Below are 22264 nucleotides of genomic sequence, written 5' to 3' on the forward strand. Positions count from 1 at the left end.
ATCGCTTCTCCTTACTTACGTCCTTTCCCGCGCTTCGCTGGTTTAGGTTGCTGCTGTTCTTCTTGAACAGGCAATCCACCCAGTACTTCACCACGGAAAACCCATACTTTAACGCCAATGATACCGTAAGTAGTTGATGCTTCAGCAGTTGCATAATCGATGTCTGCACGAAGAGTATGCAAAGGTACACGACCTTCACGATACCATTCGGTACGTGCGATTTCTGCGCCGCCTAAACGACCACTTACTTCAACTTTGATACCTTTAGCACCCAGACGCATAGCGTTCTGAACCGCACGCTTCATAGCGCGACGGAACATTACACGGCGTTCTAGCTGGCCAGCGATGTTTTCAGCAACCAGTTGCGCGTCAAGCTCAGGCTTGCGCACTTCTGAGATGTTAACTTGAGCAGGAACACCAGTCATTTTTGAAATTGCTTGGCGTAACTTCTCTACGTCTTCACCTTTTTTACCGATAACAACACCTGGACGTGCAGTGTGAATAGTCACACGAACACTCTTAGCAGGACGCTCGATAACGATGCGTGAAACTGAAGCATTCTTCAGTTCCTTGTTCAGGTACAAACGAACCTGATGATCACTTTCTAAGAAGTCTGCAAAGTCCGAAGAATCCGCGTACCACGTAGCGTTATATGGTTTAGTGATACCTAGGCGGATCCCATTAGGATGTACTTTTTGACCCATAACTAATCTCCTAGCTATCTGACACAACCACAGTAATGTGGCTGGTACGCTTCAAGATACGATCTGCGCGACCTTTAGCACGAGGCTTGATGCGCTTCATCGTGGGACCTTCGTCGATCATGATGGCTGAAACTTTCAACTCATCGATGTCGGCACCTTCGTTATGCTCCGCATTCGCAATTGCTGACTCTAAAACTTTCTTGATTAGAGTAGCTGCTTTCTTTTGGCTGTACGCCAAAATGTCTAAAGCTTGCGCTACGTTTTGACCACGGATTTGATCCGCAACCAAACGACCCTTTTGTGGAGAAAGGCGGGCAAACTTATGTTTAGCAATAGCTTCCATTGTATTCACCTCTTACCGTTTCTTCGCTTTCTTATCAGCAGCGTGGCCGCGATAAGTACGAGTCGGAGCAAATTCGCCTAGCTTGTGACCAATCATTTCGTCTGTAACGAAAACTGGTACATGCTGACGACCGTTGTGTACAGCGATGGTCAATCCAATCATGTCTGGAATGATCATTGAACGACGGGACCAAGTTTTAATTGGCTTCTTGTCCCCGCTTTCCATCGCTTTCTCCACCTTCTTAAGTAGGTGAAGGTCAATAAATGGACCTTTTTTAAGAGAACGTGGCATTATTCAACCCCTTGCCTTATTTAGTGCGACGACGCACGATGTACTTGTCAGTACGCTTGTTCTTACGAGTCTTATAACCCTTCGTAGGAACACCCCATGGTGATACCGGATGACGGCCACCAGATGTACGGCCTTCACCACCACCGTGTGGGTGATCAACCGGGTTCATTGCAACACCGCGAACTGTAGGACGAACACCACGCCAGCGTGTAGCACCTGCTTTACCAAGTTGCTTAAGCATGTGTTCAGCGTTACCTACTTCACCGATAGTCGCACGACAATCTGCTAGGATTTTGCGCACTTCACCTGAACGTAAACGAACAGTAACGTACATGCCTTCACGCGCAACGATTTGAACGTAAGCACCAGCAGAACGTGCAATTTGTGCACCTTTGCCTGGCTTCATCTCAACCGCGTGAACAACACTACCTACTGGGATGTTACGCATTGGTAATGTGTTACCTGGTTTGATTGGTGAATCAGAACCAGAACTTACTTTGTCACCAGCTTTTAAGCCTTTAGGTGCCAAAATGTAACGACGCTCACCGTCTGCATAAAGCACAAGTGCGATATTTGCTGAACGGTTTGGATCGTATTCAATACGCTCTACTTTCGCAGGGATACCGTCTTTGTCGCGTTTAAAGTCGATTAGACGATAGTGGTGCTTGTGACCACCGCCGATATGACGAACTGTGATACGACCGTTATTATTACGACCGCCACTTTTACTGTTCTTCTCCAAAAGTGGAGCATACGGCTTACCTTTGTACAGGTCTTGACCAACGACTTTTACGACGTGGCGACGACCCGGAGATGTAGGCTTCTGTTTTACAACAGCCATTTTCAATATCCTCCTGTTTACTCAGCGCCGCCCACGAAATCGATATCAGCACCTTCGTTAAGCGTTACATAAGCTTTTTTCCAATCGCTACGCTTACCTGAACGCATACCAAAACGCTTAGTTTTACCTTTCACGTTTAGTGTACGAACACCGGTTACTTCGACTTCGAACAGTTTCTCTACAGCAGCTTTAATTTCTGCTTTCGTTGCATCCGTTGCTACTCTGAAAACTACAGTGTTTGCGTTTTCAGCTGCTAACGTGGCTTTTTCAGACACGTGAGGCGCAAGGATAACTTTCAGTAAACGTTCTTCGCGCATCATGCCAATGCCTCCTCAAGCTGCTTCACTGCGTCCGCGGTGAAGAGTACCTTTTCGAATGCGATCAAGCTGACAGGGTCAATTGCTTGCACATCACGAACGTCGACTTTGTGCAGGTTACGTGAAGCTAAGAACAAGTTCTCATCAACGTCTTTAGTAATAATCAAAACGTCTTGTAAACCGAGATCTTTAAGCTTGCTCACTAGTTGTTTAGTTTTCGGTGAATCAACACTGAAATTCTCAACAACAGTTAAACGATCCTGACGAACCAACTCAGAAAGAATGCTTTTCAATGCACCACGGTACATTTTCTTGTTTACTTTCTGTGCATGGCTTTGTGGTTTCGCAGCAAATGTAACGCCACCAGAGCGCCAGATTGGGCTACGAATTGTACCAGCACGCGCACGGCCAGTACCTTTCTGACGCCATGGCTTCTTACCACCACCGGCTACTTCAGAACGAGTTTTCTGCGCGCGACTACCTTGACGTGCACCTGCCGCATAGGCAACTACTACCTGATGCACAAGCGCTTCATTATACTCACGTCCAAAGGTAGCTTCGGAAACTTCAAGAGCGCCTTTCGCGTCTTTTAATGCTAATTCCATCACTAATCTCCTCAGACGTTACGCTTTTACCGCTGGTTTCACGATTACGTCGTTACCTGATGCTCCAGGTACCGCGCCTCGAACCAACAATAAATTGCGATCTGCGTCGATACGGACAACCTCTAGAGACTGAACAGTAACCTGCTCGTTCCCCATTTGGCCGGCCATTTTCTTACCTTTGAAAACTTTACCCGGAGATTGGTTCTGACCAATTGAACCCGGAGCGCGGTGCGACAGTGAGTTACCGTGCGTTGCGTCCTGTGTCCGGAAGTTCCAGCGTTTAACAGCGCCTGCGAAACCTTTACCTTTAGAGGTACCGGTTACGTCAACTAATTTTGTTTCATTAAACAGTTCGACTGTCAGCTCAGAGCCTACTTCGATGTCTGAACCTTCTTCACCATTCAAACGGAATTCCCACAGGCCGCGACCTGCTTCTACACCCGCTTTAGCGAAATGGCCTGCTGAAGGCTTGTTGACACGATTGGCTTTCTTGCTGCCAGTGGTCACCTGAAGTGCACGGTAGCCGTCGTTTTCCAGAGTTTTAATCTGGGTCACACGGTTTGCCGTTACTTCGATCACAGTCACAGGAACAGATGCGCCATCTTCTTGAAAGATGCGAGTCATTCCTACTTTACGACCGACTAGACCAATAGCCATTGTTAAAACCTCTTATCCAGAATCCTATTGCTCACTTAGCCCAGGCTGATTTGTACATCAACACCAGCGGCCAGGTCCAAACGCATCAGAGCGTCTACAGTTTTTTCTGTAGGCTCAATGATATCGATAAGGCGCTTGTGGGTACGAATCTCGTACTGGTCACGAGCGTCTTTGTTCACGTGTGGTGAGATCAACACTGTGAAACGTTCTTTACGGGTTGGTAATGGGATTGGCCCACGTACCTGAGCACCCGTGCGTTTCGCTGTTTCAACGATTTCCGCTGTCGACAGGTCGATTAAGCGGTGATCGAATGCTTTCAGGCGAATCCGAATTCTTTGACTTGACATAGCAAAGCCTCATCCAAAAGAGCATTTAAAAAAGAGCATAAAAAAACACGCCACCTCAGCCACCTTTCGGTGCGAAGCGGGAGTCTTTTTAACCACCATTCAACCCCAAATCGGGGCTGTTGTGACAGGCCTCAAATACAACATCCTTGGCCTGTAAGTTCACGTTCCAAAAAGAAACGTGGCGCGGATTATACCTTTATTGGCAATAATGTCAACGCGCAGACTGGAAAAACATCATGTAGATCAAGCGACCATTTTCAATGCTATCGCCAAATGCTTCACCTGCGGTATGCCACATCCATGGACGTAACAAAACCAATCGGTTGAACCGCATAGGTACGCGCATGGTCATCTCCCACTTTGAATCGTCTAACGACTCGTTGTCTAAAATGTCAGATGTCCATTTCTTAGCAGAAGGCGCCCCAAACTTTTGCATCGCTTCTTCATCGCTATATGGCGCTCGGTCTGTATCCGTTGCTTTATGGCGGAAAAACTCTGTGCCACCTTTACAGTCTTTCGGGTCGCTCAAGTAAAGTATCCCCGACCAGTGAGAAGCATCTACGTGCACTTTAGCTTTAGCAACGTCAGAGGCTAAAGAAATACGCGTTTTGCCGTGCGCTTGACCATCTATAATCGGTTTTAACGGTTCACCTACAATTCGAGACACTTCTTGGCTAAGACCTTCTAGTTCAATTCTTTCTACCGAATTACGACCTGGAAAAGGTCCGTTACCTTCTGGGTAATTAAACTTTAACGCTGCTTCTCGAAGTTGCTTCGCGTTTCCGAAAAAGTCATCAACGACGATAATGGATGTTGGCATAGCGCTTACTCTCTTAATTTTTGTCATGTAGTGGAGATGTTACGAGTCTATCCAGTTTCACTGGCTTTATAAACCCTTTCAGCGCTCACAAAACATGCAGTTGTTATCTACGTTACGAAAGAGTAATGTAAATCTACCGACTGCTTTTTTTATACGATTACGTATAAAGTTTGGATAGGTAAACAAGATGCCGCTCATCAAAACCGTAAAGGTATGCCTTATTATTCTAGGGTTGCTCCCTAGCTTTGTTATTCATTTTGCGCAAGCAAGCGAATTACCCGAATCAATTACCGTAGCGTTTGGACAATATAAAGAGCCTTACGTGATACAAGAGACAGACCGTGGTATTGAAGTAGACATCATAAAAGAAGTGTTCGCTCGCGTGGGAGTTTCAATAAACGCGCTCTACATACCTTACAAGAACCTAGAAGAAGCACTTGAAACGTTCCCGTCTATCGATGCGGCAGCAGGAGTGAGCACCCGCACCTTAGAGCAATTCACATATATTCCGAATTTTAGCTTTTTTAATAACGTGATTGTTTCTAAAACCCGCAATAATATTGAAATCAATTCCTTTTCTGATCTCACTGAATACAGTTTATTAGCATGGCAAGGAGCCGCGAGCAGCGGTTCGGCGCTTGGCGAGGAATTCATAGCATTATTCGGTAATGCAGAAAGATCGCAAGATAAATACTTTGAGCTGTCAAACCAATACCAACAGAACGCCATGTTTTGGTCAGACCGCGTAGATTTAGTGCTGCTCGACGAGCATATTTTTGAGTGGTACAGAAGACCGGTTGGTATGGTATTAGATGTGTCTGACGAGGTGACTTATCATCGACTCTGGAATGAAAGTCATAGCACAAGCGTTGTATTCAAAGACGAGGAATTAGCCGACATTTTCCGTCAAGGTTTAGCCGCCCTCAAAGAGAGCGGCCAATATCGAGCAATATACGACAGGTACCGCAGTTATAACTAATGCGCCTCTGCGTATGCTTCAACCTGTCGCCAAACACGCAAAGTGTTGCCATGCAGAATTTGATCAATTTGCTCTTCTGAATAACCACGTTCCAACAAACCTTCAATAAGGTTAGGGAAAGTGCTTACATCTTTTAGGCCTTCAGGAAGAGAGTCGCCTACCCCGTCGTAATCAGACCCTATACCCACATGGTCAATACCCACCAACTCAACGATATGGTCGATGTGGTTCAAAACGTCATCTAGGTTGGCGTAAGGAAACGGATTCTCTTCACGCATCTGTGCAATAGCCGCTTCGGCTTCTTCTGTGCCTTCTCCAAGCTCTTCGTTGATTTCATCAGCTAGTCTTTGTAAACGCGCGCGATGTTGGTTCGCCATGCGAGTTACAAACGTCGAGCCAAAAGTAACTTGAATAACACCACCATTTTCAGCTAAAGCTTTAATCATGTCGTCGTTCATATTGCGCTGCCAACCTGGTGTGTAACGACGTGCTGAAGAGTGCGTAGCAATCACTGGAGTTTCGGTAATTTCAAGCACATCATAGAATGCATTGTCTGAAACGTGTGAGATGTCGATCATCATGCCCACTTTGTTCATTTCAGGAATCAAAGTTTTACCAAATGGGCTTAATCCACCCCAAGTGTTTCTGATGTCATAAGAAGAGTCACTAATATGGTTATCTTCTGAGTGCGTCAATGTAATGTAACGCACTCCACGGTCGAAGAAGTGCTGTAAATTTTCAAACTTACCTTCTATCGGCGCACCGTTTTCCATTCCCATTGGCAATGAGATTAAACCCTGTTCAAAGTGCTCTTCCACGTCATCTGCAGAATAAGGAATTGCAAACTTTTCGGGAGCTTTGTAAACCAAGCTTTCAACAAAGTCGATTAAGTGATTCGCGGTACGATAAGCGCCGTTATCTTCATACGAGGCAGGAATGTAAATTGCCATGAAAGGAGCGTTTAGCCCACCCTGAGTGGCGCGTACATAATCGAAGTTACCACGCTCTGTAGCTTGGGTGACGTCTTCCCAGTCATTCATCAAACGCCATGGAACGTCGATGTGGGTATCAATAATAAGGGATTCTTGAGCGATACGTTCGGCCTTTTGGCGATTATCTTCTTCCGCTACGCTCATAGTTTGAGCACAACCTAAAAGAGAGAATGATAAAGCCGAAAGTACACTAATCTTTAGGGCAGTTTTCATTGTTGTTGTTCCATTTCCAAGTCGAAGGACAACAACGTATCAAATAATTAAGAATTCAGCGAGTGCGTCAACCGCATGTTCTTATCGAACTAACGCATCGCTTTCCTATACCAGTGCTTAACTTGTTTTTGCCAACCCTGGTGCACTAGCGTTGTAACCATTAAAGTAGCGACAATACTGAGTGCTGGCAATAAAGCCCAAATTCCCACTGCGTAAGGTGAAATCCACTGCATGGAGTCACCTTACTCAGGAGCTTTTTCTTGGCTTTCTGGTGCACTTTCAGCTTCTACATCGTCATCTTCTTCATCAGAAACTTGAGCTTGTGATTCAAGAGTCAAACGACTGTATAGTTCTACCGCACTTTGACGCAATGAGTTGCGAATTTCTGACATGTCTATAACTTTAGAAACTAGGTTGGTTACCTGAACTTCTTGGCGAACTTCTTGAGCTAAGTCAGTCAATGGATTTGCTGAAGCAGTAGAAGCTGCAAAAGTTAAAGCGATTGATGATGCAATAATTAAAGTTTTCATGGTTTTCCTCATTAAGTATGTATTTTCGAAGAACCCGATGCCCTTCGACACACTCTCTAATTCAAACCTTGTGCCAACTTTTTAAAAATACGCAAGCAATTGATTTATATGAACTTTCCTAAAGTGAGGTGGAAACCCAAAAAAATCAGCATGAACGTTAATATCTACTGTTAGCGTTTTTCACCACCGCCTTCGTCAAATTCGCCAACAGCTTAAAGTGGTGTTAACTCAGCTCGTTTTTTATGTTCTTCAAGCAAAGCAGAACCTTTTAATAGTGGTTCGCACGAGTCTGCTCTTGGGCCTTGTTCACTGAGTAATCTGCGCCATTGCTTCGCGCCCGGCTGACCATGAAATAGACCCAACATATGCCGTGCTACATGCCAGAATTTCCCACCGCCCTTTATATGCTGCTCTATGTAGGGAATCATCTTCTCTACGACTTCTTCACGCTCGCTCACGGGTGATGTGTGACCTAGACATTCATCTACTTGCGAAACAATCCATGGTGTTTGATAAGCTGCTCGCCCTATCATCACGCCGTCAACAAATTCCAAGTGGGCTTTTGCCTCCGCTATTGAGTTCACGCCACCGTTAATATCAATGGTTAGATTTGGATATTCGTTCTTAACGCGATAGACACGCTCATAATCTAACTCTGGAATTTCTCGGTTCTCTTTTGGACTTAATCCATTTAACCAAGCTTTCCGTGCATGCAATATAAATCGTTCACAACCGACAGCCGAAACGGCTTCAATGAACTCCTGTAGGAATTCATAACTATCTTTATGATCAATACCTAAACGAGTTTTTACGGTCACAGGAACATTGCCTGCTGCATCTTGCATGGCTTTAATGCAATCTGCCACAAGTTGCGGCTTTTCCATTAAGCACGCGCCAAAGCTACCATTCTGAACTCGGTCGGAGGGACACCCTACGTTGAGGTTAATTTCGTCATACCCGCGCTCCACGGCTATTTTAGTACAGCGGGCAAGATCTTTGGGGTCTGAGCCACCCAGCTGTAAAGCAACCGGATGTTCGCTCTGATGGTACTCAAGAAGGTCGTACTTACCGTATATAATCGCCCCGGTCGTTACCATCTCGGTATATAACAATACTTCATTAGACATGAGCCTATGAAAATAGCGACAGTGGCGATCTGTCCAATCGAGCATTGGGGCAACACTAAACATTTTACAACTCCTCTTAAGCGAGCTTATTTTAAAATAAATTCACCCTAATTTATACCTGCGGCTTTTATGTATAGCCCTCTCCAAAGCAGCGGATTCTGTATTAACAACCTGTAAATTCATGGTATATTGAAGCTATGACTACAGAGCTTAATCAAATATTACTGGCGAAAGCCGAGAATGTATGCGAACACCGCGGGGTGAGAATGACCCCTACCCGTAAAGAAGTGTTTTCTATTCTCAGTCAACAAGAAGGTGCAATTGGCGCATACGACTTACTTGAGCTTCTAAAAAGTGAAGTTCCAAATGCGAAACCACCTACTATCTATCGAGCGCTCGACTTTTTGCAGGAGCAAGGATTTGTCCACAAACTGTCAACGTCGAATAGTTATGTTTTATGTTCGCATTTTGAGAAGCAACATCCGGCACAGATGCTAATATGTAAAGAGTGCGGCTCAGTGCAAGAAATTCACTCGGCTCAAGTAGACACCGAAATGCTCGCTCAAGCTGAAAAATACGGTTTTGATTTACATCACCAAACCGTTGAAGCGCACGGTGTGTGTGCACAATGTCAAAAATTAGCTAACTAATTCAAACAAATTGCGTTAATACATGGATTGAATATGAATGTAGAGTTTGTAAACCCGTTTTTATCGTCGCTACAAAACGTGCTTTCAATGATGGCTCAAGTCGAACTAAAACCCGGCAAGCCAGCTATGAAAAAAGACGACAGAGCGCGTGGTGATGTTTCTGGGTTAATCGGTATGGTTGGTCCCAAAACAAAAGGTTCCTTCTCAATATCATTTGAGGAAGGTTTAGCCGTAGAAATCATGCACAAAATGTTGGGCGAGAAGCCGACCGAGTTAAATGAAGAAGTCATTGACATGGTCGGAGAGATTACCAACATGGTTACAGGCGGCGCTAAGCGAATCTTGGGTGAAAAAGGCTTCGACTTCGATATGGCATCACCGGTAGTTGTTTCAGGTCACAACCACACTATTCGCCACCGCTCTGAAGGACCGAAAATAATTATGCCTTTCTCTCACCCTGCAGGTAAGGCGCATCTGGAAATTTGTTTCGACAAGCTCTAATTACGAGCTTGTCGTTACACCTACTCTGAATATTCCAACCACACCCGTTTAGCTACGTTACAAAGCAACTCGTATGCAATTGTACCTACGTGCTCAGCAACCTCTTTAACAGGTAAGTGATCGCCCCACAGTTCAGCCGTAGCACCAGGCTCTACGTTATCATCGCCTAGATCAACTGTAATCATGTCCATTGCAACTCGACCGATTAGCGGGTAACGCTTTCCGTTTATCCACACTGGAGTGCCTACCGGAGCGTGTCTCGGATAACCGTCACCATAACCAATCGAAACAATACCTATATTGGTCGATTTGCTAGCCTGCCAAGTTGCGCCATACCCTACAAAATCACCTTCATGAATACGCTTCGTTGAAATCACGTCCGCAAGTAGGTTCATAACCGGTTTAAGGTTTGAGGTGTAACTGTCGGTATCGACCTGATTAACAAAAGGGCAAATGCCATACATCGCCAGCCCTGGCCGAATCCAGTCGGTGTTGTTACCTAGCCCAGCAAAAATAGCAGCTGAGTTCGACAAGGAAGTACCCGTCGGTCGAAGCTCGTTCACAAGGCCTTTAAAAATTTCCAATTGTTCTGCATTTTGTGGATGCTTGGGCTCGTCTGCACAGGCAAAATGGCTCATTAATATCGGTTCGCCAACAACCCACTCACAGGCAGAAAGCTGCTCAAAATGAAGCTTAGCTTGGCTTGGCTCTATCCCTAACCGGTGCATACCAGAATCTACTTTCAGCCACACTTTAAGTGACGCGGGCAAGTTCTTGGCCGCGTACAAGGCATCAAGTTGCCACTGATGGTGCAGTACCGGTTGTAAGTTGCTCGCAGCAAGAAGAGGCAATTGGTCTTCGGAAAAAAAACCCTCCAGCAATACAATAGGTTTGGTAATGCCGTCTTTTCTAAGCTCCATACCCTCATTCAGGCGTGCCACGCCCAACGCATCTACATCGTCTAGCGTCTTCGCTATGCGCGTTAAACCATGACCATAAGCATTCGCCTTAAGCACCGCCAAAATATGCTTTCCTGGCGCTACTCTGCGTATTTCTTGCAGGTTATTTCTTAAAGCCGCTAAGTTTATGTAGGCACGAGCCGGACGCATCAATAGAGATCCTCTATTTCTGCATTGGTGTAATTATCAAAACGAGAAAGCGAGCCATGGAACTTCAGCTTCAACCGCCCAATCGGACCGTTCCGCTGTTTACCAATAATAATTTCTGCTAGTCCTTTGTCTTCAGTGGCATCAGGGTTGTACACCTCGTCGCGATATATAAACATTATCACGTCGGCGTCTTGCTCAATTGAGCCCGACTCACGTAAATCTGAGTTCACAGGGCGTTTGTCCGAGCGCTGCTCCAAAGAACGATTTAACTGAGAAAGAGCGATGACCGGGCAATTCAATTCTTTCGCTAATGCTTTCAGTGAGCGAGAAATTTCGGCAATTTCCAAGGTTCGGTTCTCACTCATACCTGGTACGCTCATCAACTGAAGATAATCGACCATAATCATGCTCACGCCGCCATGCTCTTTATGCACGCGTCTAGCTCTAGAGCGAACTTCTGAAGGTGAAAGGCCACTAGCGTCGTCTATCAAAAGCTTACCGCGAGACTTCATCATTTGCACTGCCGAAGCAATTCGGTTCCAGTCTTCGTCTTCTAACTTACCTGTTCTTATCTTGGTTTGATCAACTCGTGAGAGAGACGCCAACATACGCATCATGATCTGTTCAGATGGCATTTCCAAACTAAACACCAAAGCAGGATGTTCAGCATTCATTGCAGCATGCTCAACCAAGTTCATCGCAAATGTGGTTTTACCCATTGAAGGACGTGCTGCAACAATAATTAAGTCAGAGTTTTGTAACCCTGCCGTCATTTCGTCAAGTTTATAAAAGCCCGTAGACAGTCCGGTAATACCGGTATTATCTTCTTGAGCGGCGAGTTCTTCGATACGCTTTAATGTTTCAGAGAGAATGGAATGAACAAGCTTCGGACCTTCATTTTTCTTCGCCCGCTTTTCGGCGATAGCGAATACTTTTGTTTCCGCAGCTTCTAATAATTCACGGCTATCTTGGCCACTAGTATCATAACCCGATTCGGCAATTTCGTTCGCTACAGCAATCATTTCTCGCAGTACAGCGCGCTCTCTAACAATGTCTGCGTAAGCTAGAATGTTTGCCGCACTTGGCGTGTTTTTCTGAATCTCTAGTAAGTATGCAAAGCCGCCCGCTTGCTCTAGCTCATCGACACTTTCAAGTCTCTCCGAGAGAGTAACAAGGTCGATCGGTTGATTTTGCTCCGCAAGCTTTTCTATAGCCTTAAAAATAATGCGGTGAGCATTAAGGTAAAAATCGTCGTGTATTACGCGCTCAGAAACATTGTCCCACGCATGATTGTCGAGAATTAACCCGCCCAAAACCGACTGCTCAGCGTCTATAGAGTGTGGCGCTGTTTTTAAAGCTTCAATTTTAGAGTCTTTTTTCTTGAGTTGCTCAGCCATAGAAGAACTTCGTTATCGTTATAGGAATCTTACTGATGATACACACCAAGCAAAAAAAAAGCAGCACACAAGGTGCTGCTTCTTCTCTTACTTTCGAACTTTTTTACTTACTCAGCTGCTTTAACAACCAAGTTGATTTTCGCAAAAACGTCCGCGTGCAAATGAAGTTCGATCTCGAATTCACCTGTTTCACGAATAGTACCGTGAGGCATCAAGATTTCGCTCTTCTGAACTTCAACGCCTGCAGCAGTAACTGCGTCAGCGATGTCACGAGTACCTACAGAACCGAATAGTTTACCTTCGTCACCTGCTTTAGACTCAATAACAACTGCTTCTAGTGCGTTTACTTTTTCAGCGCGCTCTTCTGCAACTTTAAGGTCAGCAGCAAGTTTCGCTTCAAGTTCAGCACGACGCTGTTCAAACATTTCAACATTTGCTTTAGTTGCTGGAACCGCTTTTCCTGATGGGAAAAGGAAGTTACGTGCGTAACCTGGTTTTACAACTACTTGGTCGCCTAAGCCACCTAAGTTTGCAACTTTGTCTAATAAAATTACATTCATCGCGTTACTCCTTACTTGTGGCCATCAGTGTATGGCAGCAAGCTCAGGTAACGAGCACGCTTGATTGCGCGAGCTAGTTGACGCTGATACTTAGCTGAAGTGCCAGTAATACGACTAGGAACAATTTTACCGCTTTCGGTAACGTAGTTCTTTAGTGTTGCGATATCTTTGTAATCGATTTCTTTAACGCCTTCTGCCTTAAAACGGCAGAACTTACGACGACGGAAAAAACGAGCCATGATGTTCTCCTGTTAAACCTGTTCTATATTCTGTGCGTGCAGTACCAACTTACCCATTCCATGTTTATCTTCATGTCGTTGAATAAAGCCTGTTACTTTTATTGCATCGCCCAGAGTTAAAAGTTGTGACCATCGCTGGGACCATTCTCCACTCGCTATCACCTGCATTCTTGCGTAACACTGCCTGGGCAGTTCTGCTTCTACTTGTGTTGAACGATGTTCTAACACCAAGTGCAAATGCGGTATTCCAGCGGGGCTCTTACTTTGCCGTGGCGGTTTTACCAACACACCACTTAAAATAAGTTGATTCACTCCCAGCTCATCAACCTTGTCAGCCATTATTCGCTAGCTGATTCAGTCTCTGTAGTTTCTTGCTTCGCTTCGCGACGGTCTTCTTTGCCTTCTTTAGGCTTTGCGAAAGGAGAAGGCTCGTTGATAGCCTCGTCTTTACGCATGATCAGGTTACGCAGAACCGCGTCGTTGTAGCGGAAAGTAGTTTCCAGCTCTTCAATCACTTCAGCTGAAGCTTCTACGTTCATAAGAACATAGTGAGCTTTGTGTAGCTTGTTGATTGGGTAAGCTAATTGACGGCGACCCCAGTCTTCCAAACGGTGAATAGTACCACCACCTTGGTTAATGGTTTCGCTGTAACGCTCAACCATGCCTGGAACCTGCTCGCTTTGGTCCGGATGAACCATAAATACGATTTCATAATGACGCATTAAGTGCTCCTTATGGATTAAAGCCTACGTTTAGCTCAGCCCGGCTAACATTGAGGCAAGGAACTTGATAAGTTAAAGGGCTGATTCAAGCGCGGCGATTGTACGCAAATTAAGCACACAATACAAGCCTGGATCAGCGATATAGGCGAGGTTTTAAGGTTTTATTCTCGGTCTTGGTTCTTCAACTTTTTCCATTCACGAAAAAGTCGACGCACAAACAGGCCCAAAACGACAAGTAAAACGAGTGCTATCATCCACTTAATGGAGTTACACAGCCACAATGGCTGGCAATTTAGGCCTATTTGTATATCCATACTACATAGAGCTGCGCTGGCGAACAGCTTCGAATAACGTAACCCCAGTAGCCACTGAAACATTCAAACTACTTACAGTTCCTTGGAGCGGTATAGAAATGAGTTCGTCGCAATGCTCTCGAGTAAGTCGGCGCATACCCGTACCTTCAGCACCCATAACAAATGCAACCGGGCCTTTGTAATCATGTTGATACACTGACGTTGTGGCTTCGCCAGCTGTTCCGTATATCCACACCCCTAACTGCTGCAAATCTTTTAGTGCTCGAGCTAGGTTTGTTACCACAACAAAAGGAACAATTTCAGCTGCACCACTCGCAACCTTACGAACTGTACTGTTGAGCGCCGCAGACTTGTCTTTAGGCACTATTACAGCCGTTACGCCGGCTGCATCTGCCGTACGTAAACACGCACCTAAATTGTGAGGATCCGTTACTTGGTCCAGCACCAGAAATAGTGGCGCGCCAGCAGCATTATCAACTAGGTCAGGTAAGGCAGACTCGGTAAGTTGAGGCGCAGGTTGCACAACCACCAAAACACCTTGGTGGTTACCGCCGTCCGCTCGTTGATCTAGTGTTTTCTTTAAACAGAACTGCGGACGAATTCCTGCCTTTTTAGCCAGATCTACAACGGGCTGCACAGTGTCTTGTGTTTTTTCCTTTTGTACAAACAACTCCAGAACTCGCGTTGGCGCGTGCTCTAATATTGCGGCAACTGAATGCAACCCAAATACTTCTTCTTTTTTACTCATTTCTTGCGAGCCCTTGTCTTTTTCTTACCTGCTTTAGCTTTCAACTTCTTACCTTTTGTCGGCTTCTTCGACCGAGGCAAATCTGACTTTTTAGCCTTCCCTCTCCCTTTTGGCGGCGTTCGTTTAGGTGTAGACGGGGTGGCTAACTCTGTCTCACTCGCTGTAGAGCTCAACAGCATAAAGTTAATCTTCCGTTCATCTAGGTCAACACTCGCCACTCTTACTTCTGCACTATCTCCAATGCGGAAAACCTTGCGCGACTGCTCACCGATCAATAAGTGTCGTTCAGCATCAAAATGATAATAATCGCCAGGCAGCTCACTAATGTGCACCAACCCGTCAATCATCAACTCTGGAATACGAATGAATAAACCAAAGTTGGTTACCGAACTCACAACACCTGAGAATTCATCGCCAACATGGTCCTGCATATATTCACATTTCAACCATTCATCCACTTGGCGTGTGGCTTCGTCGGCGCGTCGTTCAGTAGACGAGCAATGCGGACCTAAAAAATCTAATTGTTCGTCGGTATAAAAACACGCACCTTCAAGGCCAGCCAGTTCTGCCTTTTTGGTCTTCAGAATGTGTTTAATCACTCGGTGCAAAATCAAGTCTGGGTAGCGGCGAATAGGTGAAGTGAAGTGTCCATAGGCTTCCAACGCCAGTCCAAAGTGCCCACGATTCTCCGCACTGTAAACAGCTTGCTGAAGCGAACGTAGTAGCATCATTTGAATGAGTTCTTTGTCGGGCCGATCTTTAACTTGGTCGAGCACCGAACTAAAGTCGGCCGGTGTTGGCTTCTCATGGCCAGGCATGGTTATACCCAACTCGCCTAACAGTAATCTGAAACCTTGCAAACGCTCTTCGTCTGGTAGGTCGTGAATTCTGAATAAGGCTTTCGCCTCGTGCTTCTCCACAAATTGAGCAGCAGCAACGTTGGCCATAATCATGCACTCTTCAATGAGCATGTGCGCGTCGTTGCGTTTTACCGGCACTATTTTGTCTATCTTGCGCTGAGCATTAAAAATAAACCGCGTTTCAACTGTATCGAAATCTATAGCTCCGCGTTGCTCGCGCTTAGCACGCAATACTTTGTACAAAGCATGCAATTGTTCAATAGTAGTGAGCTGATGCTGATAACGCTGCCTCAGCTCAGGGTCGCCTTCCAAAATTTTTGCCACTTTAGTGTAGGTAAGACGAGCATGAGAACGCATCAATGCCGGATAAAAAGTATAATTTTGCAGCTTACCGCGACTGCCAATTTGCATCTCTGCAACCATACACAAACGGTCGACATCAGGGTTTAACGAACACAGTCCATTCGACAGCTTTTCTGGCAGCATGGGAATAACGTGATTCGGAAAGTAAACAGAATTACCACGGTCAGTCGCTTCCCGATCAAGCTCTGTTCCAACCCGCACGTAATGACTTACGTCAGCAATAGCTACCCATAAACGAAAGCCTTTTCCGTCGGGCTCACAATATACGGCGTCATCAAAATCTCGTGCATCTTCACCATCAATGGTAATTAACGGCAACTCCCTGAGATCAACACGACCTTCTTTGTCCGAATCTTGCACTTCCTCCGCAATTTTTCCGACTTCTTCTAGAACCTGAGCCGACCACTCTTGCGGTATGCCGTGCTCGCGAATGGCCATTTCAATTTCCATTCCCGGCGCCAAGTGTTCGCCCAACACTTCTTTAATACGCCCCACAGGAGCACTTCTGCGCGTTGGTCGGTTAAGTAGTTCAGCAACTACAATTTGCCCTTGCCGCGCGCCATGACTCGACTCAGGAGGAATAACAATGTCTTGGCTAAGGCGACTGTCGTCAGGAACCACAAAACCTAAGCCTTGCTCAACAAAGTAGCGTCCTACTACTTCTTGTTTGCCCTGTTCAATAACTCTCACTACTCGTGCTTCTTGTCGACCCTTAGCGTCTGACTTTCCGGCTTTAACCAACACCGTATCGCCATGCATGACACCTTGCATCTGATGGTGTGGTAAGAACAAATCCGGCCCTTCAGTTTCCAGTTGCACAAAGCCAAACCCGTCTCTGTGCCCTATAACTCTACCTTTTTTTAAATCCATACGCTCCGGCAAGCCGTAGCTTTCACCTTTGGTATAAACAAGTTGCCCATCACGCTCCATAGCACGTAACCGTCGCTTAAGACCGATTTGCTGGCGTTCATCAGTAAGTTTATATTTTTCGACAATGCGACTAAACGGAACGGGTTTAAGCTCTGCTTTCACCGTTGCTAGCAGTTCGTCGCGCGAAGGAATTTCTACATCGTAATGTGGTGGTGTCGATTTATCTTCTGACATAGTTTCTCTTGTTTAATCAAGCCTCAGCACTAATAAGTCTGGGCTTTTCAGGCATTCTGTTGCAGTATAACAGTGACAATCTAGACCTGCGAGATAATTACAAATTCAATCACGACAAGGTACCCACTCATGAGAAAAATAATACCCCTCGTTGTCGTATTTTTTCTTGCCGCCTGTGGTCAAGCTCCACAAACAGAAACGCAAGAACAAGATACTATGGCAAGCCAAGCAGAGCACACCGAAGCATTTAATACTTGGTTAGACGAACAGTACGAAATCATGTTGCAACGCAGTCCTATGCAGCTTACCACTATGGGTCGCAAAGACCGCTACGGTGAACTCGACGATATGTCTGTCGAAGGTGAAGCTGAAAATTTAGCGTTCTACCAAAACATGGTACAAACCATGCGCGACACATTCGACTACGACGAGCTAACTGCAGACGCAAGACTGTCTTGGGACATCATTGAATACTCACTCGACCGTCAGCAATCGTCTGCAGAATTTAACGAATACGGTTATATCTTTAATCAAATGCAAGGCGCTCATACGGGTCTAGTACAATTTATGATTGCCTACCACCGTGTCGACACTGCAGAAGACATGGAAGCTTACATTTCTCGCTTAGGCGAACTTGCTCGTGCTATCGGTCAGCTAACAGAACGTGCCCAAAGCAATGCGGAAGCGGGTATACGCGCTCCTCGGTTTGCCTACGACACTGTTATTTTAGAAACGCGTGGACTTATTTCTGGACAACCATTCGACGACAGTGAACGACCTTCGCCGCTATGGTCTGACGTAAATAATAAGGTTAACGCTTTATTAGAAAATGAAACCATTACTGCTGATCAAGCTGATAGCCTTAAGCAACAAGCTTCAGAAGCATTAGTGAGCGAAGTTCAACCAGCTTACGCGGCTCTTGCGAACTGGCTGGAAGCAGACATCGTGAACACCGTGGTTAACCCCACAGGTGTGAATCGTCATGAAGGTGGCTTAGCGTATTATCAAGACCGCTTAAAGCAGCACACCACAACAGATCTTACTGCTGATCAAATTCACCAGATTGGTTTAGACGAAGTCGCTAGAATTCGTGCACAAATGGAAGACATTCAAGAGCAAATGGGCTTTGAAGGTACATTTACCGAATTCTTTGAATACATGAGAACCGACGAACGTTTCTTCTACCCAGATACAGATGAAGGTCGCCAAGGTTACTTAGACGATTCTACGGCATACATCGAAGCCATCACCGAAAAGCTTCCGGAGTACTTCGGTATTCTTCCGCAAGCAGACCTAGTGGTTAAGCGTGTTGAAGCCTATCGTGAGCAAGACGGTGCAGCACAGCACTATTCTCGCGGAACGCCAGACGGTTCCAGACCTGGTGTTTACTATGCACACCTTTCAGACATGACCTCTATGCCTAAAACCGACATGGAAGCGATTGCTTACCACGAAGGTAATCCTGGTCACCACATGCAAATCTCTATTGCACAAGAGTTAGAGAACATTCCGAAGTTCAGAACCACAATGTTCTTTACCGTGTTCGTTGAAGGCTGGGCACTATATGCGGAAGAACTGGCAGTTGAAATGGGTGGTTACCAAGAACTTTATTCAGAGTTCGGCCGCCTAGGTTCAGAAATTTGGCGTGCAGTTCGTTTAGTTGTAGACACTGGTATGCATGCCAAAGGCTGGACAGAGGAAGAAGCATTCGAATACTTCATGGCGAATGTTCCAACCGCTGAAGCATCAGCCCGCTCTGAAATTCAACGTTATTTGGTCATGCCAGGACAAGCAACTTCCTACAAAATGGGCATGATTAAAATCCAAGAGCTGCGTGCTCACGCTGAACAAGAGTTAGGTGAAAACTTCGACATCAGAGGTTTCCACGACACAATTCTAGGTGGTGGTGCATTGCCGTTACCGCTACTTGAACGCAGAGTTATGCAGTGGATTGAAGAAAGTCGTTAATGAATTGCATTTGATTTAGTGATCCGCAAAAGGAGCAGCTTTCATGTTGCTCCTTTTTATTTGCTCTTATTGCTTCCCACCTCACAACTAATCCCCCAATTTCCCTAAAGTTTTTTATCTATCTGCTCGATGTATATCGTGTATTTTTCAAACAACTGAACTATGCTGTTTGAATTGCGATTTCGTTTCTTTCATCGGAATTACTTATGCTCAATTTAAATCAATTAAAGCTGAAAACCCTTTTGGCAGGGGCCATGACCTTAGCCCTGTTCTTAACCATTCTCATCAGTTCGTTCGTAAATATCGTCGGATTCTCTTCCATGTTTTACGAAGTTACCGAACAAGAGCATTTGCCGAATGTTGTTGAACGCGCAAAGTCTCAAATTGAATCGGAATTACGAACTCCTATCGCACTTTCTCAAAGTGTTGCGCAAAATACTTTTGTTCATGATTGGATTGAATCGGGCGAGAGCCGTTCCGAATTAAATGACGTTCTCGACTACATGCAAAGCTTTGTTGACCGCAACGGAGCAGCTACCGTGTTTTGGGTTGTAAACGGAAGCAACAATTACTACACCGAATCTGGTCTATTCAAGCAAGTGTCCAGAAGCGTTGAGCGAGACTCTTGGTTTTTTAACTTTATCGAAAGTGGCCAAGACATGAACCTCAACCTAGACCCGAATGAAGAAACCGGCGCACTCACTGTATTCGTAAATGTGAGAGCTGAAGATGATAGAGGCAATGCACTCGGTGTTGCCGGCCTTGGTTACGACGTTTCTTCAATTATATCTCTGGTCAACGACATTCAGGTTGGTGAAAACGGTTACATGTTCTTGCTAGACGGTAACGGAAGCATCGTTGCTCACCGCGACAGTAGCAGTGTGAACAAGTCACTATCATCGATTAGCCGTTACGGGGAAATGTCACGCCAAATTTTGAATTCGGGCTCAAACTACCAACTACTCACCGGTGAAGTGGACGGAGAAGAATATTATGTAGCGACTTCAGGCCTAGCAGGACTAGACTGGAAACTTGTTACGCTTATGCCGAAAAGTGAGATTACGGGCAAGGTAAGTACCGTAGTTTGGCTCTCTGTTGGGTCTGCTATCGTACTCGCAGCATTATTCGTACTGCTCGCTTGGTATATTGCCAGCAAAGTGAGTACCAATATCACCCAAGTTGGCGACCGCTTGAAAGAAATGTCCGCTTCAGGTGGCGACTTAACTCAGCGTTTAGACGACACAACCGACAACGAGCTTGGATACTTGGCAGGCGGCTTTAACGCTATTCTGGCGAAGTTCTCTGACTTGGTTAAGGAAATCCAAGAGGCAGAACAAGCGATTAACCAGAGCGTTAAAAACTTACGTAAAACTTCTGAGCAGTCGGTAGACTATTCCGACGAACAGCAGAAACAAACGCAAATTGTCGCATCAGCTATTAACGAGATGGGTCACACCATCGCAGACGTTTCATCGGTTGCACATAAAACAGCTTCAGACACAACTAGCGCAGTGAACGACACGCATGAAACCAATGAAGTTATGCAGCACCTCTCAAGAACCATGACCGAGCTTGCAGAGTCGATGAAACAGAGTGAAAACTCAATTTCAGATTTGGCTAGCCAGGCTGAAGCCATTAACTCTGTGGTCGACGTTATCAACGGCATTTCAGAACAAACTAATTTACTTGCACTGAACGCTGCTATTGAAGCAGCTCGCGCAGGTGAGCAAGGCCGAGGCTTTGCCGTAGTGGCCGACGAAGTGAGAACGCTAGCGAGTCGTACACAAGATTCTACTCAGGAAATTAGAAATCAAATTGAGCGCTTGCAACAAGCAACTTCAGTTTCACTCACGTCAATACAGGACGGCACGAAAAGCAGTATCGAGCTCTCCGAGCGCGCGCAACAAGCGTCTAGCGCACTAGAAGCTATTCGCGCAAGATTTGACAGCATTAGTGAAGGCAACCACCAAGTGGCGACCGCAACTGAAGAGCAAACTACAGTTGTTGATCATGTAAACGAGTCAGCGCAGCAGATTACGTCTATGGCCAACAGCATTCACGAAAGTGCGACAAGCCAAATACAAGAAGTAGAAACACTGACAGCAAGAGCTCAGCACATGAGAGAAATTGTGAGTCAATTTAAGGTTTAACCAAGGGAACAAAGACATGAAAAAAATAATATTGTCGTTAACCTTCTCGTTGCTTTGCTTTGGCCAAGCACATGCTGAAACACAATGGTCTAGCTACAGCCTGACGTATTTGAACGGCTCCGACTACGAGGTTGGTGACCCCGACCGCGAAGTGCTTACCTTCGAGTATGCAGCAGGTACAAGCTGGGGTAGCCTATTCACATTCTTCGACCGCTTAGAGTCCTCTAACGGTTTCACAGAAACCTACGGTGAGTTCTCTCCGCGGGTACGCATGATGTCATTCGACGAAGGCGGTTTTCTTCAGGCTATTTCGGCAAGTGGCACTATAGAGGTAGGCCAAGGCTTCACGCATTACCTTTATGGTATTGGCTCAGACTGGTCAGTTCCCGGCTTCAGCTACTTTAATGTTGATCTGTACCGCAGAAACAACGACGGTGGTGAAAGCAACTGGCAAACCACAGTTGTATGGGGCATCCCTTTCGCCATCGGCAATAGTAAATGGCTTTACGACGGATTCATGGACTGGACTTCAGAAGTCGACGACGACAACCGTGCAGCAAGCATGAACCTTACTTCTCAATTAAAATGGGATATAGGTCATCACTTCGGCATGTCTACCCCACTCTATGTTGGCGTGGAATATGTTTACTGGACCAACAAATTCGGCATTGATGGCGTAGACGAAAGAAACGCGAATTTATTGGTGAAATGGCATTTGTAAGCAGGCTGACCTTTTTCAAGCTCTAAAACGCAAAAAACCGACTCGAGAGTCGGTTTTTTATTGCGCTTACTTTTGCAAGTAAGGTAGTGCAC

General features: G+C 45.6%; 27 protein-coding genes. 6 read left to right on the top strand and 21 right to left on the bottom strand.

Annotation, left to right across the window (positions count from 1 at the left end):
• Positions 1–11: 11 nt before the first annotated feature.
• From rpsC to DQX04_RS04625, 9 genes are all read right to left on the bottom strand, one after another.
• Entirely contained in the window at positions 12–704 is a 693-nt protein-coding gene (gene rpsC, locus DQX04_RS04585) for a 30S ribosomal protein S3 (RefSeq protein WP_111914687.1), read from the bottom strand.
• 10 nt (positions 705–714) lie between these two features.
• The gene (rplV, locus tag DQX04_RS04590) at positions 715–1047 is read right to left on the bottom strand and encodes a 50S ribosomal protein L22 (protein ID WP_111914688.1); all 333 of its coding nucleotides are present in this window, start codon (positions 1045–1047) and stop codon (positions 715–717) included.
• 12 nt (positions 1048–1059) lie between these two features.
• Positions 1060–1338, bottom strand: coding sequence for a 30S ribosomal protein S19 (gene rpsS, locus DQX04_RS04595; RefSeq protein ID WP_072155074.1), 279 nt, complete (start codon positions 1336–1338; stop codon positions 1060–1062).
• Between the two features lie 16 nt (positions 1339–1354).
• Complete coding sequence (rplB, locus tag DQX04_RS04600) at positions 1355–2179, bottom strand: 50S ribosomal protein L2 (RefSeq protein WP_111914689.1); 825 nt, start codon at positions 2177–2179, stop codon at positions 1355–1357.
• Between the two features lie 17 nt (positions 2180–2196).
• On the bottom strand, positions 2197–2499 hold the full coding sequence (rplW, locus tag DQX04_RS04605; protein WP_111914690.1) for a 50S ribosomal protein L23: 303 nt from the start codon (positions 2497–2499) through the stop codon (positions 2197–2199).
• On the bottom strand, positions 2496–3101 hold the full coding sequence (gene rplD / locus DQX04_RS04610; RefSeq protein WP_111914691.1) for a 50S ribosomal protein L4: 606 nt from the start codon (positions 3099–3101) through the stop codon (positions 2496–2498). Before rplD ends, rplW begins: the two co-directional genes overlap by 4 nt.
• Positions 3102–3119: 18 nt before the next feature.
• Entirely contained in the window at positions 3120–3758 is a 639-nt protein-coding gene (gene rplC / locus DQX04_RS04615; protein ID WP_111914692.1) for a 50S ribosomal protein L3, read from the bottom strand.
• Positions 3759–3793: 35 nt separating this feature from the next.
• Positions 3794–4105, bottom strand: a complete 312-nt coding sequence (rpsJ, locus tag DQX04_RS04620; protein WP_111914693.1) for a 30S ribosomal protein S10 — start codon at positions 4103–4105, stop codon at positions 3794–3796.
• Positions 4106–4316: 211 nt separating this feature from the next.
• The gene (locus DQX04_RS04625; protein ID WP_256371948.1) at positions 4317–4952 is read right to left on the bottom strand and encodes a DUF6445 family protein; all 636 of its coding nucleotides are present in this window, start codon (positions 4950–4952) and stop codon (positions 4317–4319) included.
• Between the two features lie 160 nt (positions 4953–5112).
• Here DQX04_RS04625 and DQX04_RS04630 point away from each other — a divergent pair, with 160 nt between their 5' ends.
• Positions 5113–5904, top strand: a complete 792-nt coding sequence (locus DQX04_RS04630) for an ABC transporter substrate-binding protein (protein WP_111914695.1) — start codon at positions 5113–5115, stop codon at positions 5902–5904.
• Here DQX04_RS04630 and DQX04_RS04635 read toward each other — a convergent pair.
• The 4 genes from DQX04_RS04635 to dusA all read right to left on the bottom strand — a co-directional run bounded on the left by DQX04_RS04635 (position 5901) and on the right by dusA (position 8829).
• Positions 5901–7109 carry a dipeptidase gene (locus DQX04_RS04635; protein ID WP_111914696.1) on the bottom strand — a complete coding sequence of 403 codons (1209 nt, stop codon included), beginning with the start codon at positions 7107–7109 and terminating at the stop codon, positions 5901–5903. The genes DQX04_RS04630 and DQX04_RS04635 overlap by 4 nt on opposite strands.
• A gap of 89 nt (positions 7110–7198) precedes the next feature.
• Positions 7199–7342, bottom strand: coding sequence for a hypothetical protein (locus DQX04_RS12460; protein WP_165831940.1), 144 nt, complete (start codon positions 7340–7342; stop codon positions 7199–7201).
• A gap of 9 nt (positions 7343–7351) precedes the next feature.
• Positions 7352–7639, bottom strand: a complete 288-nt coding sequence (locus tag DQX04_RS04640; RefSeq protein WP_111914697.1) for a hypothetical protein — start codon at positions 7637–7639, stop codon at positions 7352–7354.
• 212 nt (positions 7640–7851) lie between these two features.
• Entirely contained in the window at positions 7852–8829 is a 978-nt protein-coding gene (gene dusA, locus DQX04_RS04645) for a tRNA dihydrouridine(20/20a) synthase DusA (protein WP_111914698.1), read from the bottom strand.
• A 134-nt stretch (positions 8830–8963) separates the two neighbouring features.
• Between dusA and zur the strand changes: the two genes are divergently transcribed.
• Both zur and DQX04_RS04655 read left to right on the top strand, forming a co-directional pair.
• Positions 8964–9416 carry a zinc uptake transcriptional repressor Zur gene (gene zur / locus DQX04_RS04650; RefSeq protein ID WP_111914699.1) on the top strand — a complete coding sequence of 151 codons (453 nt, stop codon included), beginning with the start codon at positions 8964–8966 and terminating at the stop codon, positions 9414–9416.
• A 33-nt stretch (positions 9417–9449) separates the two neighbouring features.
• Entirely contained in the window at positions 9450–9917 is a 468-nt protein-coding gene (locus DQX04_RS04655) for a chemotaxis protein CheX (RefSeq protein WP_111914700.1), read from the top strand.
• A 20-nt stretch (positions 9918–9937) separates the two neighbouring features.
• Here the strand turns inward: DQX04_RS04655 and alr are convergent, their stop codons facing one another.
• The 8 genes from alr to rnr form a co-directional block, all read right to left on the bottom strand.
• Positions 9938–11026 carry an alanine racemase gene (gene alr / locus DQX04_RS04660; protein ID WP_111914701.1) on the bottom strand — a complete coding sequence of 363 codons (1089 nt, stop codon included), beginning with the start codon at positions 11024–11026 and terminating at the stop codon, positions 9938–9940.
• A complete protein-coding gene (dnaB, locus tag DQX04_RS04665) occupies positions 11026–12423 on the bottom strand; it encodes a replicative DNA helicase (RefSeq protein ID WP_111914702.1) in 1398 nt (465 codons plus the stop codon). Before dnaB ends, alr begins: the two co-directional genes overlap by 1 nt.
• Before the next feature lie 107 nt (positions 12424–12530).
• Complete coding sequence (gene rplI, locus DQX04_RS04670) at positions 12531–12983, bottom strand: 50S ribosomal protein L9 (RefSeq protein ID WP_111914703.1); 453 nt, start codon at positions 12981–12983, stop codon at positions 12531–12533.
• An 11-nt stretch (positions 12984–12994) separates the two neighbouring features.
• Positions 12995–13222 (bottom strand): 30S ribosomal protein S18, encoded by a 228-nt coding sequence (gene rpsR / locus DQX04_RS04675; protein WP_072155060.1) that lies wholly within the window; start codon positions 13220–13222, stop codon positions 12995–12997.
• 12 nt (positions 13223–13234) lie between these two features.
• Entirely contained in the window at positions 13235–13561 is a 327-nt protein-coding gene (gene priB / locus DQX04_RS04680) for a primosomal replication protein N (protein WP_111914704.1), read from the bottom strand.
• Positions 13561–13944, bottom strand: coding sequence for a 30S ribosomal protein S6 (gene rpsF, locus DQX04_RS04685; RefSeq protein ID WP_111914705.1), 384 nt, complete (start codon positions 13942–13944; stop codon positions 13561–13563). The genes priB and rpsF overlap by 1 nt, the downstream gene beginning before the upstream one ends.
• Before the next feature lie 315 nt (positions 13945–14259).
• On the bottom strand, positions 14260–15006 hold the full coding sequence (gene rlmB, locus DQX04_RS04690; protein ID WP_111914706.1) for a 23S rRNA (guanosine(2251)-2'-O)-methyltransferase RlmB: 747 nt from the start codon (positions 15004–15006) through the stop codon (positions 14260–14262).
• Positions 15003–17333 (bottom strand): ribonuclease R, encoded by a 2331-nt coding sequence (gene rnr / locus DQX04_RS04695; protein WP_111914707.1) that lies wholly within the window; start codon positions 17331–17333, stop codon positions 15003–15005. The genes rlmB and rnr overlap by 4 nt, the downstream gene beginning before the upstream one ends.
• 129 nt (positions 17334–17462) lie before the next feature.
• Between rnr and DQX04_RS04700 the strand changes: the two genes are divergently transcribed.
• The 3 genes from DQX04_RS04700 (at position 17463) to DQX04_RS04710 (ending at position 22172) form a co-directional block, all read left to right on the top strand.
• Entirely contained in the window at positions 17463–19301 is a 1839-nt protein-coding gene (locus DQX04_RS04700; RefSeq protein WP_111914708.1) for a DUF885 family protein, read from the top strand.
• 206 nt (positions 19302–19507) lie between these two features.
• Positions 19508–21451 (top strand): methyl-accepting chemotaxis protein, encoded by a 1944-nt coding sequence (locus DQX04_RS04705; protein WP_111914709.1) that lies wholly within the window; start codon positions 19508–19510, stop codon positions 21449–21451.
• 16 nt (positions 21452–21467) lie between these two features.
• Positions 21468–22172 carry a nucleoside-binding protein gene (locus DQX04_RS04710; protein ID WP_111914710.1) on the top strand — a complete coding sequence of 235 codons (705 nt, stop codon included), beginning with the start codon at positions 21468–21470 and terminating at the stop codon, positions 22170–22172.
• The last annotated feature ends 92 nt before the right edge of the window (positions 22173–22264 follow it).

Origin of the sequence: Aliidiomarina sp. B3213, assembly GCF_003290085.1 — a bacterium.
GTDB lineage: Bacteria > Pseudomonadota > Gammaproteobacteria > Enterobacterales > Alteromonadaceae > Aliidiomarina.

Excerpts from the sequence above, each read along its gene's own strand:
- rpsC (WP_111914687.1), bottom strand. The coding sequence starts at position 704 with ATGGGTCAAAAAGTACATCCTAATGGGATCCGCCTAGGTATCACTAAA.
- rplV (WP_111914688.1), bottom strand. The coding sequence starts at position 1,047 with ATGGAAGCTATTGCTAAACATAAGTTTGCCCGCCTTTCTCCACAAAAG.
- rpsS (WP_072155074.1), bottom strand. The coding sequence starts at position 1,338 with ATGCCACGTTCTCTTAAAAAAGGTCCATTTATTGACCTTCACCTACTT.
- rplB (WP_111914689.1), bottom strand. The coding sequence starts at position 2,179 with ATGGCTGTTGTAAAACAGAAGCCTACATCTCCGGGTCGTCGCCACGTC.
- rplW (WP_111914690.1), bottom strand. The coding sequence starts at position 2,499 with ATGATGCGCGAAGAACGTTTACTGAAAGTTATCCTTGCGCCTCACGTG.
- rplD (WP_111914691.1), bottom strand. The coding sequence starts at position 3,101 with ATGGAATTAGCATTAAAAGACGCGAAAGGCGCTCTTGAAGTTTCCGAA.
- rplC (WP_111914692.1), bottom strand. The coding sequence starts at position 3,758 with ATGGCTATTGGTCTAGTCGGTCGTAAAGTAGGAATGACTCGCATCTTT.
- rpsJ (WP_111914693.1), bottom strand. The coding sequence starts at position 4,105 with ATGTCAAGTCAAAGAATTCGGATTCGCCTGAAAGCATTCGATCACCGC.
- DQX04_RS04625 (WP_256371948.1), bottom strand. The coding sequence starts at position 4,952 with ATGACAAAAATTAAGAGAGTAAGCGCTATGCCAACATCCATTATCGTC.
- DQX04_RS04630 (WP_111914695.1), top strand. The coding sequence starts at position 5,113 with ATGCCGCTCATCAAAACCGTAAAGGTATGCCTTATTATTCTAGGGTTG.
- DQX04_RS04635 (WP_111914696.1), bottom strand. The coding sequence starts at position 7,109 with ATGAAAACTGCCCTAAAGATTAGTGTACTTTCGGCTTTATCATTCTCT.
- DQX04_RS12460 (WP_165831940.1), bottom strand. The coding sequence starts at position 7,342 with ATGCAGTGGATTTCACCTTACGCAGTGGGAATTTGGGCTTTATTGCCA.
- DQX04_RS04640 (WP_111914697.1), bottom strand. The coding sequence starts at position 7,639 with ATGAAAACTTTAATTATTGCATCATCAATCGCTTTAACTTTTGCAGCT.
- dusA (WP_111914698.1), bottom strand. The coding sequence starts at position 8,829 with ATGTTTAGTGTTGCCCCAATGCTCGATTGGACAGATCGCCACTGTCGC.
- zur (WP_111914699.1), top strand. The coding sequence starts at position 8,964 with ATGACTACAGAGCTTAATCAAATATTACTGGCGAAAGCCGAGAATGTA.
- DQX04_RS04655 (WP_111914700.1), top strand. The coding sequence starts at position 9,450 with ATGAATGTAGAGTTTGTAAACCCGTTTTTATCGTCGCTACAAAACGTG.
- alr (WP_111914701.1), bottom strand. The coding sequence starts at position 11,026 with ATGCGTCCGGCTCGTGCCTACATAAACTTAGCGGCTTTAAGAAATAAC.
- dnaB (WP_111914702.1), bottom strand. The coding sequence starts at position 12,423 with ATGGCTGAGCAACTCAAGAAAAAAGACTCTAAAATTGAAGCTTTAAAA.
- rplI (WP_111914703.1), bottom strand. The coding sequence starts at position 12,983 with ATGAATGTAATTTTATTAGACAAAGTTGCAAACTTAGGTGGCTTAGGC.
- rpsR (WP_072155060.1), bottom strand. The coding sequence starts at position 13,222 with ATGGCTCGTTTTTTCCGTCGTCGTAAGTTCTGCCGTTTTAAGGCAGAA.
- priB (WP_111914704.1), bottom strand. The coding sequence starts at position 13,561 with ATGGCTGACAAGGTTGATGAGCTGGGAGTGAATCAACTTATTTTAAGT.
- rpsF (WP_111914705.1), bottom strand. The coding sequence starts at position 13,944 with ATGCGTCATTATGAAATCGTATTTATGGTTCATCCGGACCAAAGCGAG.
- rlmB (WP_111914706.1), bottom strand. The coding sequence starts at position 15,006 with ATGAGTAAAAAAGAAGAAGTATTTGGGTTGCATTCAGTTGCCGCAATA.
- rnr (WP_111914707.1), bottom strand. The coding sequence starts at position 17,333 with ATGTCAGAAGATAAATCGACACCACCACATTACGATGTAGAAATTCCT.
- DQX04_RS04700 (WP_111914708.1), top strand. The coding sequence starts at position 17,463 with ATGAGAAAAATAATACCCCTCGTTGTCGTATTTTTTCTTGCCGCCTGT.
- DQX04_RS04705 (WP_111914709.1), top strand. The coding sequence starts at position 19,508 with ATGCTCAATTTAAATCAATTAAAGCTGAAAACCCTTTTGGCAGGGGCC.
- DQX04_RS04710 (WP_111914710.1), top strand. The coding sequence starts at position 21,468 with ATGAAAAAAATAATATTGTCGTTAACCTTCTCGTTGCTTTGCTTTGGC.